We start from the raw sequence: 14,443 nt of genomic DNA, 5'->3' as shown, positions 1-14,443 counted from the left end.
CGTCATGGCGGTGTCCAGGTGAGGCCGGTTTCGGCGATGAAGCCGTCGAGGAGGTCGGGCCGGTACTGCATCTTCTTCAGCCGGGTGCGGGTGAGGTCGGCGAGGGCGTCGACGGTGCATGCCGCAAGGTTGCCCAGGTCGTTCTTCAGGTTCGCCCACACGCCTTCGGCCGGGTTGAGGTCCGGGGCGTAGGCCGGCAGACGGAAGACGGTCAGCCACCGCTTGCGGGCGGCCAGTAACTCGCGCATCAGCGCATCCTTGTGCTGGGTGGAGTTGTCCCAGACCAGCACGATCTTCCCGCCGAGTTGCTGGTGGGCGGCCTCCAGCAGCTCGGCGAAGTCCTGCTCCTTGAAGCCGTTCTTCTCACCGCGCCGACCGGGGTGGTGGGCGAGCATCCGGTAGATCAGGCGGGTCCGCTCACCCGGCTTCGCGCAGACCATCCCGGCCACCGAGACCCTGCCCGATCCCTTCCCCGACACCCTGACCTGCGGCGGCACTCCGATACGGGACCAGGTGCGGGCCTTGGGCGGCCGTAGAGCCTGCCCCGACTCGTCCTCGAACACCAGCCACGCATCCTGCTCCCTCACCTTCTTTCCACGCGCGCCCATGTCTCCTCCCGCCACACCCGCACCTGCTCCTCGTCCCGCTCGGCGGCCCGGTGCACCGGAACCTGCACCGAGAAGCCCATCTGCCGCAGGATCCGGGACAGTTGCGGCTGGCTGAAGCGCACGTGGAAGCGCCGGGCAACCAGCACCGAGATCCTCGCCAGCGTCCACCGCTGGTCTTCCCTCCAGCCGTGTACGGCCGGGCCCTGCTCCAGCGCACGCGCCAGCCAAGCCCGCCAGCCCGGCTGCATCCGCGACGCGACCCCCGAGGGGCCCTTGGAGCGCAGGGCGTCCCTACCGCCCTGACGCCAGGCGGCGTGCCAGGCATAAGCCGACTTCCGCGACACCCGTAACACCCGCGCGACCTGCGGCGGCCGCATCCCCGCCGCGAACATCTCGGCGGCCTGGAACCGCACCCGCTCCCGCCGGGCCCGCTCCACCGCGGTCAGGCCACCCCCATCGGGATACCTCATGCCACCGGACTACACCCACCCACCGAACCCGCGTCACCCCGACGCGAAAACCTCAGTAGCTTCGCGTAAGGCGTGCATAGACGCGTGGGCCGAGGCCGTCCGTTCGCATCCCGATCACTGGGATCCGGCAGAAGGTGAGGAGCCTGAGGAATGTGCAGGCTTTAGCGGGGACAGGGACAACTTCATCAGCCTGTACGTGCTGGGCAGGGACAAAGCTGTCCGCGAGAAGATGGAGAGAATGCAGCAGGACGCGGAAGAGGCCGCCTCCGAAGCTGCCTCCAAGAGTCCTCAACCCTAACTCGCTCAGGGTCGGACCCTTCTCGCCTCGAGTTGCCAGATAACAGTCAGCCCAGAAGTCTTCGTGACCTCGTGTCCGTCCAGCACCCTGAGCTGTCGGGCAGCCTGTGGGGCCTTGCCCGTACACGAACGACCACCGTGGTCAGAAGCTGATCCACCTTGGTGCACTTCGACGCAATCCTCGCCGACCGTGCGGACAAGGCGGGCGGGTTCCGACGTGGTCGTCATGACCCAGCTTGCCAAGGTGAAGTAGGTGCGGCAGCGAGCTGCAAACTAGTGAGGGCCCTGAGCGGGCGGGAGTATGCCCTTGCGGGCCGCGGAGAGGAGCGGGGTGAGCGTGGTCGCTCGGAGGGTGAGAGTGACGCTGGCGTCGTCGGATTCGCGGAGGCGGATCGTTCCGTCGGGGGCGGCTGCGAGTTCGAGGCAGTTGCTGGCCTCGCTGCTGAACGAGGACTTCTGCCAGTGGAGTTCGGGCACGGTAGGGCCTTTCAGAGGCTCGCGGTGAGGGTGTGGATGAAGTCGCGGGATGCCGAGGGGGACAGGGCGAGGTCCTCCATGCGGGCCATGATTGTGCGGTACTTCACCAACTGAGCCTCAGTGTGCAGGAATTCCGAGCCATGTTCCGTGTCCAGCTGCACGGTGTCCAGCTGGGGGTGCGGTCCATGCGCGATGACGACGGTCTGTCCTGCGCCGGGGAAGATCCCTGCGGAGAAGGGGAGGACGAGGACCGTCACGTCCTCACGCTCGCTCATCTCCGTGATGTGCGCCAACTGTTTGCGCATGATCTCGGGGCCCCCGAACTGCATTCGCAGAGCGGCCTCGTGGATGAGCCCCGTGTATGGCGTCGGGGTTTCGCGGTAGAGGACGCCCTGGCGCTTGATGCGGTGGGACAGGCGGTGCTCGACCATCGGCGGCGAGAGCGCGGGGACGTTCTGCTGGAAGACCACGCGTGCGTAGTCCGGGGTCTGGAGCAGCCCGGGCAGGTGGGTGAACTGGACGGTGCGCACTGCCGTCGCGTGTTCCTCCATCTCCGACAGGTCCAGTAGGACCGGCGGGAGGAGATCGCGGTAGTCGTCCCACCAATTGCGGGAGCGGCCTGTCGTCATGGCCGCCAGCGCGTCGATGTACGCCTCGTCGTCGCAGTCGTATCCGAGTGCGAACGTTCGAACGCGGTCCGCGCTGACGCCGAATCTGCCGGACTCGATATTGCTGATCCGGGCCGGATCCACCCCGAGTTTCTGACCGGCCTCACGCGAGTTGAGGCCGGCGCGCTCGCGGAGTTTGCGCAGCTCGGCGCCAAGTCGTTGCTGTCTGACGGTTGCCGTCGGCCTTGGTGGCACAGCCCCTCCATTCCAAGAAGTTCCCGTGTTCGGTAGCAGTATTGTAGTCGCTTGCCCTACGGTGAGTGTCACGCCAACTACTCATCGTGGCACCGGGGTTCCCGGAAGCGCACCGCGCTGCCCCCGCTCACCGCGGCGGCAGCGCGACAGAGCCACCGCCCGCGTGTCACCCGACTCACCCATCCAATCCCCGTACCTCAACGAGGAGTTACGGACATGACCGAACTCGCCCCGAAAACCCTCGCCAACCTCCCGCTCGATCCGCTGGGCGCCGACTGGGAGTACGCGCTCCGAATCCCCCACTCGCCCCTCGGGCCCGGCATCGTCCGTGCCCACGTGCGTGCCGTACTCACCCGGTATCGCGTACGCGACGTCGTCCTGGACGGCGTTGAACTCGTCGCGTCCGAGCTGGTCACCAACTCCCTTGCCTGTACGTCCGATCCGGTCAGTGTGCGGCTCGGGCGTGCTGACGGGCGGTTACGGCTCAGTGTGTGGGACAGCAATCCGTTTCCGCCTAGGGAGAGCCCGCGGTCGGGGGCGGATGTCGACGCCGAGAGTGGGCGTGGGCTCTGGATTCTGCGGGAGTGCACCGACGACTGGGGGCACTACCGGCTCCTCAACGGGAGCCGTATGAGCGGAGGGAAGGAGGTGTGGGCGGAGTGGCGGGCACCCTGTGCGTGACGGGGGCCGGGGCGGGGGCGATCTCCGTCCTGCCCGTGTGGCGGCCGTCTGCCCGTGTGGCGGCCGGCCGCCTGGGGACGCGAGGCACTCGATTGTCAGTGGTGGCTCGTACTGTCGTCGGCATGGCAACGGTGACATTCGTCGATGAGACGACCAGTGGGGACCGGCGTGCGGGCTGGGGGATCGAGATCGCGGAGGAGCGGCTCGCGTTGCGGGAGCTGATCCGGCGGCGGGTTTTCCAGGAGGTCGCGGAGTACAACGCGCGGACGCCGGGGGTGTTCCAGGGGCTCGTGCAGCCGGAGGACACCGAGCGCGTGCTGAACGGGTACGCGTTGCGGACGCCGCGGCGGATAGACCCCGAGGCGCAGACCGAGCTGGCTCTCAAGGCCTTCGCGGGGAATGGGTTCCTGGTGCTGGTCGGGGACCGGCAAGTCACCGATCTCGACGAGGAGATCGACCTGCTGCTCGGCACCGCGGTCACGTTCCTGAAGCTCGTCGCGCTGGTGGGTGGCTGATGATTGACTCTCCTTCCGAGTACGCCCGGCTCGTGCAGGATGTTCACGGTCTGATCGCCGCCGGGGACACCGAGCGGCTCGTGCCCGAACTGCTCGCGCTCGCCGAGATGGTCGACGACCACTGGGGCTGGGAGGGCCGCAAGGTCATCGACGCGGTGCGCGCCGCGGACGGCCGGTTCCAGGCCGCGCTGGTGCACCGCCTGTCCGTCCGGTATCACGAGCTGGAGCCCGGTGCGGTCGGCCGCCGCAGCATCGTGCGTCTGCTCGACAACTTCCCTGGCCTGGAGCTGGTCGATGAGAAGGTGCGCGACACCCGGGCCGCGCTGATCAGACTGGCCGCGGAGCAGGAGACGCAGTACAACACCCAGCATCTGATCCGGCTCGCCGAACTCGAACTCGCCGAGGGCCGCGAACTCCCCGGCGATTTCATCGCCCTGATCCGCCGTTCGCACCTGATGCTGTGGAACGGCACGAGCGAATTGGGTTCCCTTGCCGGGCGGCTCTCCCGTCCTGTCGTGAACCCCGGGGAGGCGTGGGCCGATCGGGCCCTGGCGGAGCTCGCCGAGCTGGGCGAGGGCAAGGGCAAGGGCAGGGACGAGGGTGAGGACGAGGGCTGGCAGCGGCTGCTCGCCCACGCCGCCACGGCCACCGCCGCCCGACCCTCCGCCAAATGGGAGCGCACCGGCCGCGCACTGATCGAAACCCTCGGCCCCGACGAGGTGCGCGAGCGGCTGCTGCCCTGGCTGCGGCTGGTGGGCAAGCCCCGCACCCGCCCGCTGCTGGCCTCGGGCTACGGCGCGAACCCCAACGAGACCTTCGACCCGTACAACGCCAACGTGCTGCGCGGTCTGGCCTGGTTGCTCTCCTCCCTGCCCGCACACGCCGAGACCGCCCGCGTCCTCGGCACCCTCGTCGAGACGGCCCTGCGCAAGGTCGCGGGCCTCGGGCCGGTGAACCCCAAGGTCGCCAACGCGGGAGTCGTCGCCCTCTCGCGGATCGACAGCGAGCCGGCCCTCGCCGAACTGGCCCGTCTCGCCACACGCGTCACCTACAAGGGCACGCTCAAGCTGCTCAACACCGCACTGGACAGCCGGGCGGAGGCGCTGGGCCTCAGCCGCGAGGAGATCGAGGAACTCGCCGTTCCCACCTATGGATTGACGGAGATCGGCCGAGCCCGCCACCAGTTCGGCGAGATCACCGCCCTGGTCGAGGTCCACGGCTCCAAGGCGGTCCTCGGCTGGCACAACGCGGCAGGCAAGGCGGTCAAGACCGTGCCCGCGATCGTCAGGCGCGACCATGCCGACGAGCTGAAAGAGCTGAAGGCGGCCGTCAAGGACATCGACAAGATGCTGTCGGCCCAGAGCGAGCGCCTCGACCGGCAGTTCCTCGCCCGGCGGTCATGGCCGTACGAAACCTGGCGCGAGCGCTACCTCGACCACCCCCTCGTCGGCACACTCGCCCGCCGCCTTCTGTGGACGGTCGACGGCACGACGGTCGGGTACGCGGACGGATCCCTGCGCACCCTCACCGACGACCCGGTCGACCCGGTCGACCAGGGCGCCGAAGTCCGGCTCTGGCACCCAGTCGGACACGAACCCGCCGCGATTGTCGCCTGGCGCGACTGGCTGGAGCGGCATGAGATCACCCAGCCCTTCAAGCAGGCCCACCGCGAGGTGTACCTGCTCACCGACGCCGAGCGGGCGACGGGGACGTACTCGAACCGCTTCGCGGCGCACATACTCCGTCAGCACCAGTTCCACTCCCTGGCCGCCGTCCGAGGCTGGCGCAACAAGCTGCGCCTGTGCGTCGACGACGAGGCACCCCCCGCCACCCGCGAACTGCCCCAGTGGGGCCTGCGCGCCGAGTACTGGATCGAGGGCGAAGGCGAGGAGTACGGCGTGGACACGACGGAGTCCGGCAGCTATCTGCGCCTGCGCACCGACCAGGTCCGCTTCTACCCGATCGACGCCCCGGATAACTCCGCGCACTGCTACGGCGGCGAGTACCGCATGTGGCTGCGCGACGGCGCCCAACCCGTCGACCCCATCCCCCTCACCGACATCCCGCCCCTCGTCCTCTCCGAAGTCCTGCGCGACGTCGACCTGTTCGTGGGCGTCGCCAGCGTCGGCAACGACCCGACCTGGCAGGACGGCGGCCCCGACGGCCGCTTCCGGGAGTACTGGACGTCGTACGGCTTCGGGGAACTGAACCAGAGCGCGGAGACGCGACGTGTCCTCCTCGACCGCCTGATACCCCGGCTCGCGATAGCCGACCGCTGCACCCTCGAAGGCCGCTTCCTCCACGTCAAGGGCGAGCGTCACACGTACAAGATCCACCTCGGCTCGGGCAACATCCTGATGAGCCCGAACGACCAGTACCTGTGCATCGTCCCGAAGGGGAGCGCGGGCGGGCCGCAGGCCGGTTATCTGCCGTTCGAGGGCGACCGGATGCTGGCGGTGATCCTCAGCAAGGCGATGATGCTGGCGGACGACACGAAGATCACGGATCCGACGATCCTGAGCCAGTTGTGATCGACTCTGAGTCAGTTGCGATCAGGGGGCCTGCTTCGGGCGACCTGCTTCGAGGATCTCGGCCACGTCGAGGGTGACCTTGGCGCCGATGGAGTCGGGGAGCTGGGCGATCTCGCCGGGGGCGTGAACGCGATGGCTTGCGTACTCGCCTCCGGCGGGGTCGGTGAGGACGTGGAGGCGCTGGTGCTGGCGGTCGACGATGACGTAGACGGGGATCTTTGCTTCGGCGTACACGGAGTCCTTGATGCGGAGGTCAGTCGTCCGGTTGCTGGAGGTGACTTCCAGGACGAGGCGGAAGCAGACGGGGTCGTAACAGTTGCGCTTGACAAGGTGCTCTTCGAAGTCGCCGTCGACTACGGCGAGGTCAGGAACGGCGAAGCCTTTGTTTTCTTCGGGTAGCCAGAGCCCGACGGCTTGGAGCACATTTGTCTCTTCCTCGTCCAAGCCCGACGCGATGAAAGGGCGCATGAGCTTAGTCAGGGCGCGGGCGTGGGCGCCGTCCGGGGGCGGGGTCACGAGGATCTGGCCTCCGATGATCTCGACGCGGTAGCCCGGCATCTGGTCCATGATGTCGTCGGCCATTTCAAGGAGCGTCTTCGACCGACGGTGCTCGGTCGGGTGCTCGGACCATTCGACAGGTGCTGCGGACATCACGTGCCTCCTGTGGGCTGGTGTCGAGGCCATCATCGTAGGCCGGGCGGGCCGCGGGCGTCCCGTTCATGCCGCTTCAGTCGATCGTGGCCCGGCATGCGCGAGGGCCCCGCTCCCAAAGGGAAACGGGGCCCACAGCGACGTACAGGAAACGACGTCAGAACCGCCGAGTGATCAGCGCCCTCTTCACTTCCTGGATCGCCTTCGTGACCTCGATACCGCGCGGGCAGGCGTCCGTGCAGTTGAAGGTCGTGCGGCAGCGCCAGACGCCGTCCTTGTCGTTCAGGATCTCCAGGCGCTGCTCGCCCGCCTCGTCGCGCGAGTCGAAGATGAAGCGGTGCGCGTTGACGATGGCGGCAGGACCGAAGTACTGGCCGTCGTTCCAGAAGACCGGGCACGAGGAGGTGCAGGCCGCGCAGAGGATGCACTTCGTCGTGTCGTCGAAGCGCTCGCGGTCCTCGGCCGACTGCAGGCGCTCGCGCGTGGGCTCGTTCGTGTCCTTGGTGATCAGGAACGGCATCACGTCGCGGAACGCCTGGAAGAACGGCTCCATGTCGACCACGAGGTCCTTCAGGACCGTCAGGCCCTTGATGGGCTCGACCGTGATGGGCTTCTCAGGGTTGATGTCCTTGATCAGCGTCTTGCAGGCAAGGCGGTTCTTGCCGTTGATCCGCATGGCGTCCGAGCCGCAGATGCCGTGCGCGCAGGAGCGGCGGAAGGTCAGCGTTCCGTCGACGTCCCACTTGATCTTGTGGAGACCGTCGAGGACGCGCTCCTTCGGGTCGATCTCCAGCTGGAAGTCTTCCCACACGGCCTCCGCCGAGACCTCCGGGTTGAAGCGGCGGATCCGGAAGGTGACCGTGATGTAGGGGGAGGCGGCGGACTCTGCCTCCGCCTTGTCCAGAACAGGGGTAGCCATCAGTACTTACGCTCCATCGGCTGGTAGCGGGTCTGGACGACCGGCTTGTAGTCGAGACGGATGGACTCGGTGCCGTCGTCGCCGACCTCGCGGTACGCCATGGTGTGGCGCATGAAGTTGACGTCGTCGCGGTTCGGGTAGTCCTCGCGGTAGTGGCCGCCGCGGGACTCCTTGCGGGCCAGGGCCGATACGGCCATGACCTCGGCCAGGTCGAGCAGGTTGCCCAGCTCGATGGCCTCCAGGAGGTCCGTGTTGAACCGCCTGCCCTTGTCCTGGATCGAGACGTTCCGGTAGCGCTCGCGCAGCTCCGCGATCTTCTCGACCGCCGTCTTGATCGTCTGCTCCGTGCGGAACACCATCACGTTGGCGTCCATGCACTCCTGGAGCTCCCGGCGGATGTCGGCGACCCGCTCGGTGCCCGTGGAGTTGCGCAGCCGCTCGACCTGCTCGATGACCAGCGACGCCGGGTCCTCGGGCAGCTCGACGTAGTCGGCCTTCGCCGAGTACTCGGCCGCGGCGATGCCCGCGCGGCGCCCGAACACGTTGATGTCCAGGAGGGAGTTCGTGCCCAGGCGGTTCGCGCCGTGGACCGACACACACGCGACCTCGCCGGCCGCGTACAGGCCCGGGACGACCGTGGTGTTGTCGCTCAGCACCTCACCCTCGACGTTCGTCGGAATGCCGCCCATCGCGTAGTGCGCGGTGGGCTGGATCGGGATCGGGTCCGTGTACGGCTCGATGCCCAGGTAGGTGCGGGCGAACTCGGTGATGTCGGGCAGCTTGGCGTCCAGCTGCTCCGGGGGAAGGTGCGTCAGGTCCAGGTAGACATGGTCACCCTCGGGGCCGCAGCCCCGGCCCTCGCGGATCTCGGTGTAGATCGACCGCGAGACGACGTCACGGGACGCGAGGTCCTTCATGACCGGCGCGTACTTCTCCATGAAGCGCTCGCCGTCCTTGTTGCGGAGGATGCCGCCCTCACCGCGGGCGCCCTCCGTCAGCAGGATGCCCATGCGCCAGATGCCGGTCGGGTGGAACTGGAAGAACTCCATGTCCTCCAGCGGCAGGCCCCGGCGGTAGACCGCCGCCTGGCCGTCACCCGTCAGGGTGTGCGCGTTGGACGTCACCTTGAAGAACTTGCCGGTGCCGCCGGACGCGTAGATCACGGACTTCGCCTGGAAGACGTGGATCTCACCGGTCGCGAGCTCGTACGCGACGACGCCCGCCGAGCGCTTGACGCCGTCGACCTCGGTGATCAGCTGGTCGAGGACGTAGAACTCGTTGAAGAACTCCACGCCCTCCTTGACGCAGTTCTGGTACAGCGTCTGGAGGATCATGTGGCCGGTGCGGTCGGCCGCGTAGCAGGAGCGGCGGACCGGCGCCTCTCCGTGGTTGCGGGAGTGACCGCCGAAACGGCGCTGGTCGATCGTCCCGTCGGGCGTCCGGTTGAAGGGCAGGCCCATCTTCTCCAGGTCGAGGACCGAGTCGATGGCCTCCTTCGCGAGGATCTCGGCGGCGTCCTGGTCAACCAGGTAGTCACCGCCCTTGACGGTGTCGAAGGTGTGCCACTCCCAGTTGTCCTCCTCCACGTTGGCCAGCGCGGCGGCCATGCCGCCCTGCGCGGCGCCCGTGTGGGAGCGGGTGGGGTAGAGCTTCGTCAGCACGGCGGTGCGGCTGCGCTTCGTCGCCTCGATGGCGGCGCGCATGCCGGCGCCGCCGGCGCCGACGATGACGGTGTCGTACTTGTGGAACTTCATGAGTGGTTGCCTCAGCCCCGTGCCTAGCGGATGTTCGGGTCGAAGGTGAAGATCACCAGCGTGCCCAGCAGGATCGTGAACACCGTGGCGGTGTACAGCAGGCCCTTCAGCCACAGACGCGTGTTCGGGCGCTCCGCGTAGTCGTTGATGACCGTACGCAGACCGTTGGCGCCGTGCAGCATCGCCAGCCACAGCATCAGCAGGTCCCAGGTCTGCCAGAACGGGGAGGCCCAGCGGCCGGCCACGAAGGCGAAGCCGATCTTGGAGACGCCGCCGTCGAGGACGAGCTGGATGAGCAGGTGGCCGATGACCAGGACGACCAGCACGACGCCGGACAGGCGCATGAAGAGCCAGCCGTACATCTCGAAGTTGCCGCGGGTCGACTTGGGGGTCTTCGTGGTGCGCTTGCGCGGGGCCTCGATGAGGGGGGCAGGGTTGTCGACGCTGAACGACGACAGCGCGCCCGCGCCCTCGACGGGCCCGATACCGGAAGCGGAGGTCTCAGTGGTGGACATCTGTGTCAGCTCCCGAAGACTTCGCGGACTGCGTGACCGAGGACGGGGTACAGCGCCCCGGCCATCAGCACGACCCAGATACCGACGACGGACCAGAGCATCTGCTTCTGGTAACGCGGGCCCTTCGACCAGAAGTCGACGGCGATGACCCGCAGGCCGTTGAGCGCGTGGAAGAGGACGGCGGCCACGAGGCCGTACTCCAGCAGCGCGACGATGGGGGCCTTGTAAACGGCTACGACCTTGTCGTAGTCCTCGGGGGAGACACGGACGAGAGCGGTGTCCAGCACGTGTACGAACAGGAAGAAGAAGATGAGGACGCCGGTGACTCGGTGAGCCACCCAGGACCACATGCCTTCCCGGCCGCGGTACAGCGTTCCAGCCGGCACGGAAGAACCCTCCGGGAGCGGGGATTGAGAGCCGCGCCGGCTTCTCTGTCGGTCGGGCCCGGCCGGGTACGGTCCACCGGCCCCGGCCATCGTAGCGACGTGTTGTCGGAACGCTTACAGCGGCCCTGTCAATGTGATCAAACTGGCAATCAAACAGGCACGGACGGTCTATTACGTACGCGCTGTCAGCGGGCGGCTTCCCCCAGCCCCAGGGGCTGCGGTGAGAAGTCGTTCCGTACGAGGCGGGACAGGCGGCCCTTCGCTAGGCGGCGGAGCTCCTCCGCCGTGATGACGCGCTCCTCCTCGGGGTCGTTCGTCAGACGTGACCGGATCGCGGCGAGTACCTGGTCCAGGGTCTCGGCCGGGGCGACAGCGTCCAGGCAGATGACGAACACATGTCCGAAGCGGCTCTCGTACGCGGCGTGTGCGGCGCTCAGCGCGGTGTGGGCGGCGGAGTACGCGCCGTCCGGGAGCGGCGTGAGCGACTCGGCCGCCAGGGCCTCGGCGAGGTCGGCGGGGGTCAGGTCGTACGCCGCCTCGTCGGCCGCGGCGAGCAGCGCGTCCAGGTCCGGGTAGGGCCGGTGGTCGGCCAGGCGGTGGGCCCAGCGCAGGCTGTGGCAGCACGCGAGGAGGGCGCTCATGACCTCGTCGGCGGGCGCGGAGTTGAACCGCTCGAGGCGGGCCGGGGACGGCGCCGCGCTCTTCTGCTCGGGGAGGGCGACCTGGCCGGGGAGGCGTGGGAGACGGTGTGACGTCAGCGTGGGTCCTCGGCGGTGGGATGAAGAGACGGTGTTTCGGCAGGGGAAGAAGTGAGAGTCGTGCCGCTCACGCTATAGAGGGGTGTCAGCGACTGTCCGACGGATGCCTGAATTTCACCCGGACGGGAGAGTTTCAGAGCGTGTGGTGGACGGTTGACCGGCGGCGAGGTCGGCTTACGTTCACCCGGTGGACGCGGGAAAGACGCGGAGGCCGTGTACGCAGAGGCGCGCAGACATGGATATGCGCACACGTGTATGAAGAGGCGCACCGCGAGGCGTACCGAAAGGCGCAGCGAGGTGCGTACCGAGGGGTGCACCGAGAGGCGCACCCGGCGACGCGCGGAGAAGATGAGCGCGGAGATGCATACCAACGTGACGGCGTGACGGCTTAACAGCGTGAGGGTGTGAGGGCCAGATGCGGAAGGCCAACAGAAGGCGGCGCGTGCCCGCTCGGCGGAAGCGGGGGGCCCTGGCGGCGGGGGCGGCTGTGGCCGTGACCGGTATCGCCACTGCCGTGGCCGTCGCCGTGTGGCCCTCGGGCGGAGGCGATTCCACGGGGGCGTCGGTGCCCGGCCACAAGGCGGCCGTGACCGACCCTCCTTCACCGACTCGGACGTATTCCCTCTCCCGGACCCCGCGCACCATCCCGGCCGTACGCGAGCACACCCCGGCCCGGGGACCCGGATGGCGCCCCGTCACCGGCGCCCGGGTGGTCGTGTCCGACGCGGACCTCGCCGACGAGGGGCGGCTGCTCGCGGGGGAGCTCAATCTGACGTACGCGGGGCAGACGGGCGCCCGGGACGGCGATGTCGCGCTGGGGCTCGACGAAGGGAGCGGGGGAGCGGAGTCGTACACCCTGACCGTCAGGAACGGGCGGGTCACGATCACCGGTCCGAGTGACGCAGGCGTCTTCTACGGCACGCGCACCCTGAAGCAGGAGGTGCACGGAGGCGGTACGGCCCCCGAGGGTGTCGTACGCGACCGGCCCGCGAAGGCGCAGCGCGGACTCATGCTCGACATCGCGCGCAAGCACTTCACGGCGGACTGGATCGAGGACCGGGTCCGGGAGCTGGGCGACCTGAAGTTCAACCAGCTCGGGCTGCACTTCTCCGACGACCAGGGGTTCCGTATCCAGTCCGACACGCACCCCGAGATCGTGTCGAAGCAGCACCTCAGCAAGGCGGAGGTGCGCAGGATCATCGACCTCGCGAAGAGCCGGCACATCACCGTCGTGCCCGAGATCGACTCACCCGGCCACCTGGGCGCCGTCATCGCCGCGCATCCCGACCTCCAACTGCGCAATGTGTCGGGGGTCGCCACGCGCGGGGCCGTCGACATCTCGAAGCCCGCCGCGGCGGACCTCATCGACGAACTGCTCAATGAGTACGCGGGTCTCTTCCCCGGCGCCTTCTGGCATCTCGGCGGCGACGAGTACCAGGCGCTGACGGTGGCGAACCCGGAGGCGTCGTATCCGCAGCTGGCGACCGCGGCCCAGGCCGCGTACGGCTCCGGGGCGACCGTCGCCGATCTGGCGACCGGCTGGCTCAACGACCGCGCGGCCGTGGTGCGCGGGCACGACCGGACTCCGCGGGCGTGGAACGACGGGTTCTTCCGCGGGGGCGAGGTCCAGGCGGACGCCGATCTGCAGGTGGCGTACTGGACGGGCAAGGAGATCGGGGCCCGGCAGCCGGTCGAGTACCTGAGCGCGGGGCGCGAGCTCATCAACTACAACGACGAATTCCTCTACTACGTCCTCGGGCAGCCGCAGACCTTCGTCTATCCGACCGGTCAGCGCATCTACGAGCAGTGGACCCCGCTCGTGGTGCGCGGCACGACGGCGGTTCCCACGCAGTACGACGCCCAGATCCTTGGCGGGGTCTTCGCGGTCTGGGCCGACCTCTCGGGCGCGCAGACCCAGGATCAGGTGGCGGCGGGGATTCGGATGCCGCTGCGCGCGACGGTGCAGAAGCTGTGGAATCCGGAGCGGCCGGGGCTGTCGTGGGTGGAGTTCAAGACGCTGGCGGACCGGCTGGGTTGAGGCCGGTGGTTCCGGCGGTAGTGAGGTCGGCAGGCCAGCGGGGGTGAGGTGGGCGGACCAGCGGCGGTGAGGTGGGCGGGTCGGCCGGGTTGGGACTCTGCCAGCAGAATGCTGGCATTGCGACTAAAGTGGATGCATGGCGACTCTGTATGTGCGTGATCTGTCCGAGGAAGCGCTCACCGAGCTGAAGATAAGGGCGGCCAGGAACAGGCAGTCCTTGCAGGCTTACGCCCGTGCCCTGCTTGAGCAGGAGGCGGCCACGCCGTCGTTGGAGGATGTACTGGAGCGCATCCGTGAGCGTGCCACTGCCCGTCTCTCCACCGACGAGGTGCTCCGGGATATCAACGAGGGCCGGCGTTACGAGTGATCGTCATCGACGCCGGAGCGCTGGTCATGCTCGTGGCAGACGCAGGACCAGTCGGCGAACGGGTGCGTGAACGCGTCAGTGGCGAGCGACTCCTGGCTCCGTACCTGGTCGACGTGGAGGTCGCCTCGGCGCTGCTCGGCAGGCACCGCGGACGGAAGCTGAGTGACGTCCAGCTGGACGATGCGATGACCGAGTTCGCGGCACTACCGATCCGGCGGTCGGAGCACGTGCCGTTTCTGGCGCGGGTTCGGGAGCTGAGGCCGAACCTGACCGCGTACGACGCGACGTACGTGGCTATCGCCGAAGGGTACGCGGTCCCGCTGGTCACCAGCGACGGCCGCATCAAGGACGGCGCCCGCGCCGCTCGGGCGAAGTGCGTGGTCGAGGTCATCAACGAGAACACCGTAGGGGCCCGCGGCGGCGCATGAGGCCTCCGGGGTTCGATCTGGCCGGCGTGACTGTGTCGCGGCCTTCTCGGGCCCCGGCGCATGGCGACGCTGTTGGCGAATCCTGCCTGACGGGAACAGCGAATCCCGCCCGCATCTCCGCGGCCCTGGGCCGATTCGTCCGTTCCCTGGCCAACCCCCGCACCCTTGTGGTGTATTCGGCCCGA

At 68.4% G+C, this 14,443-nt stretch carries 15 protein-coding genes; 6 read left to right on the top strand and 9 right to left on the bottom strand.

Going from position 1 to position 14,443, the window contains the following annotated elements; genetic code table 11:
* Window positions 1-2: 2 nt before the first annotated feature.
* The 3 genes from C4B68_RS44725 to C4B68_RS15295 form a co-directional block, all read right to left on the bottom strand.
* A protein-coding gene (locus tag C4B68_RS44725; RefSeq protein WP_420824024.1) for an IS630 family transposase occupies window positions 3-1,078 on the bottom strand; the annotation gives its coding sequence in 2 pieces (ribosomal slippage) (window positions 3-589 and window positions 589-1,078; 1,077 coding nt in all).
* A gap of 570 nt (window positions 1,079-1,648) precedes the next feature.
* Window positions 1,649-1,852, bottom strand: a complete 204-nt coding sequence (locus C4B68_RS15300; protein ID WP_099505419.1) for a DUF397 domain-containing protein — start codon at window positions 1,850-1,852, stop codon at window positions 1,649-1,651.
* An 11-nt stretch (window positions 1,853-1,863) separates the two neighbouring features.
* A complete protein-coding gene (locus C4B68_RS15295; protein ID WP_099505420.1) occupies window positions 1,864-2,715 on the bottom strand; it encodes a helix-turn-helix domain-containing protein in 852 nt (283 codons plus the stop codon).
* Between the two features lie 216 nt (window positions 2,716-2,931).
* Here C4B68_RS15295 and C4B68_RS15290 point away from each other — a divergent pair, with 216 nt between their 5' ends.
* The 3 genes from C4B68_RS15290 (at window position 2,932) to C4B68_RS15280 (ending at window position 6,442) form a co-directional block, all read left to right on the top strand.
* Window positions 2,932-3,396: an ATP-binding protein gene (locus C4B68_RS15290; RefSeq protein WP_099505421.1), complete on the top strand. Its 465-nt coding sequence runs from the start codon at window positions 2,932-2,934 to the stop codon at window positions 3,394-3,396.
* 122 nt (window positions 3,397-3,518) lie between these two features.
* Entirely contained in the window at window positions 3,519-3,911 is a 393-nt protein-coding gene (locus C4B68_RS15285; RefSeq protein WP_099505489.1) for a hypothetical protein, read from the top strand.
* Window positions 3,911-6,442 (top strand): DUF4132 domain-containing protein, encoded by a 2,532-nt coding sequence (locus C4B68_RS15280; protein WP_240634358.1) that lies wholly within the window; start codon window positions 3,911-3,913, stop codon window positions 6,440-6,442. Before C4B68_RS15285 ends, C4B68_RS15280 begins: the two co-directional genes overlap by 1 nt.
* Before the next feature lie 21 nt (window positions 6,443-6,463).
* Here the strand turns inward: C4B68_RS15280 and C4B68_RS15275 are convergent, their stop codons facing one another.
* From C4B68_RS15275 to C4B68_RS15250, 6 genes are all read right to left on the bottom strand, one after another.
* Window positions 6,464-7,093 carry a Uma2 family endonuclease gene (locus C4B68_RS15275; RefSeq protein WP_099505422.1) on the bottom strand — a complete coding sequence of 210 codons (630 nt, stop codon included), beginning with the start codon at window positions 7,091-7,093 and terminating at the stop codon, window positions 6,464-6,466.
* Between the two features lie 157 nt (window positions 7,094-7,250).
* Entirely contained in the window at window positions 7,251-8,012 is a 762-nt protein-coding gene (locus C4B68_RS15270) for a succinate dehydrogenase iron-sulfur subunit (RefSeq protein WP_099505423.1), read from the bottom strand.
* Window positions 8,012-9,766, bottom strand: coding sequence for a succinate dehydrogenase flavoprotein subunit (sdhA, locus tag C4B68_RS15265; RefSeq protein WP_099505424.1), 1,755 nt, complete (start codon window positions 9,764-9,766; stop codon window positions 8,012-8,014). The genes C4B68_RS15270 and sdhA overlap by 1 nt, the downstream gene beginning before the upstream one ends.
* A 23-nt stretch (window positions 9,767-9,789) precedes the next feature.
* Window positions 9,790-10,281, bottom strand: coding sequence for a succinate dehydrogenase hydrophobic membrane anchor subunit (locus C4B68_RS15260; RefSeq protein ID WP_099505425.1), 492 nt, complete (start codon window positions 10,279-10,281; stop codon window positions 9,790-9,792).
* A 5-nt stretch (window positions 10,282-10,286) separates the two neighbouring features.
* Window positions 10,287-10,667 carry a succinate dehydrogenase, cytochrome b556 subunit gene (sdhC, locus tag C4B68_RS15255; protein ID WP_099505426.1) on the bottom strand — a complete coding sequence of 127 codons (381 nt, stop codon included), beginning with the start codon at window positions 10,665-10,667 and terminating at the stop codon, window positions 10,287-10,289.
* A gap of 185 nt (window positions 10,668-10,852) precedes the next feature.
* Window positions 10,853-11,425 (bottom strand): 2-oxo-4-hydroxy-4-carboxy-5-ureidoimidazoline decarboxylase, encoded by a 573-nt coding sequence (locus C4B68_RS15250; RefSeq protein ID WP_099505427.1) that lies wholly within the window; start codon window positions 11,423-11,425, stop codon window positions 10,853-10,855.
* Window positions 11,426-11,840: 415 nt separating this feature from the next.
* Here C4B68_RS15250 and C4B68_RS15245 point away from each other — a divergent pair, with 415 nt between their 5' ends.
* The 3 genes from C4B68_RS15245 to C4B68_RS15235 all read left to right on the top strand — a co-directional run bounded on the left by C4B68_RS15245 (window position 11,841) and on the right by C4B68_RS15235 (window position 14,258).
* Window positions 11,841-13,463, top strand: a complete 1,623-nt coding sequence (locus C4B68_RS15245; protein WP_099505428.1) for a beta-N-acetylhexosaminidase — start codon at window positions 11,841-11,843, stop codon at window positions 13,461-13,463.
* A gap of 136 nt (window positions 13,464-13,599) precedes the next feature.
* Complete coding sequence (locus C4B68_RS15240) at window positions 13,600-13,830, top strand: FitA-like ribbon-helix-helix domain-containing protein (protein WP_099505429.1); 231 nt, start codon at window positions 13,600-13,602, stop codon at window positions 13,828-13,830.
* Window positions 13,827-14,258, top strand: a complete 432-nt coding sequence (locus C4B68_RS15235) for a type II toxin-antitoxin system VapC family toxin (protein ID WP_099505430.1) — start codon at window positions 13,827-13,829, stop codon at window positions 14,256-14,258. The genes C4B68_RS15240 and C4B68_RS15235 overlap by 4 nt, the downstream gene beginning before the upstream one ends.
* Window positions 14,259-14,443 lie beyond the last annotated feature (185 nt).

This window comes from Streptomyces dengpaensis, from assembly GCF_002946835.1.
GTDB classification, from domain to species: domain Bacteria; phylum Actinomycetota; class Actinomycetes; order Streptomycetales; family Streptomycetaceae; genus Streptomyces; species Streptomyces dengpaensis.
This window is presented reverse-complemented; position numbering and strand designations above follow the sequence as displayed.

What these genes read in the sequence shown, in the direction of transcription:
- C4B68_RS15290 (WP_099505421.1), top strand. Translation starts at nt 2,932, where the DNA reads ATGACCGAACTCGCCCCGAAAACCCTCGCCAACCTCCCGCTCGATCCG.
- C4B68_RS15285 (WP_099505489.1), top strand. Translation starts at nt 3,519, where the DNA reads ATGGCAACGGTGACATTCGTCGATGAGACGACCAGTGGGGACCGGCGT.
- C4B68_RS15280 (WP_240634358.1), top strand. Translation starts at nt 3,911, where the DNA reads ATGATTGACTCTCCTTCCGAGTACGCCCGGCTCGTGCAGGATGTTCAC.
- C4B68_RS15275 (WP_099505422.1), bottom strand. Translation starts at nt 7,093, where the DNA reads ATGTCCGCAGCACCTGTCGAATGGTCCGAGCACCCGACCGAGCACCGT.
- C4B68_RS15270 (WP_099505423.1), bottom strand. Translation starts at nt 8,012, where the DNA reads ATGGCTACCCCTGTTCTGGACAAGGCGGAGGCAGAGTCCGCCGCCTCC.
- sdhA (WP_099505424.1), bottom strand. Translation starts at nt 9,766, where the DNA reads ATGAAGTTCCACAAGTACGACACCGTCATCGTCGGCGCCGGCGGCGCC.
- C4B68_RS15260 (WP_099505425.1), bottom strand. Translation starts at nt 10,281, where the DNA reads ATGTCCACCACTGAGACCTCCGCTTCCGGTATCGGGCCCGTCGAGGGC.
- C4B68_RS15245 (WP_099505428.1), top strand. Translation starts at nt 11,841, where the DNA reads ATGCGGAAGGCCAACAGAAGGCGGCGCGTGCCCGCTCGGCGGAAGCGG.
- C4B68_RS15240 (WP_099505429.1), top strand. Translation starts at nt 13,600, where the DNA reads ATGGCGACTCTGTATGTGCGTGATCTGTCCGAGGAAGCGCTCACCGAG.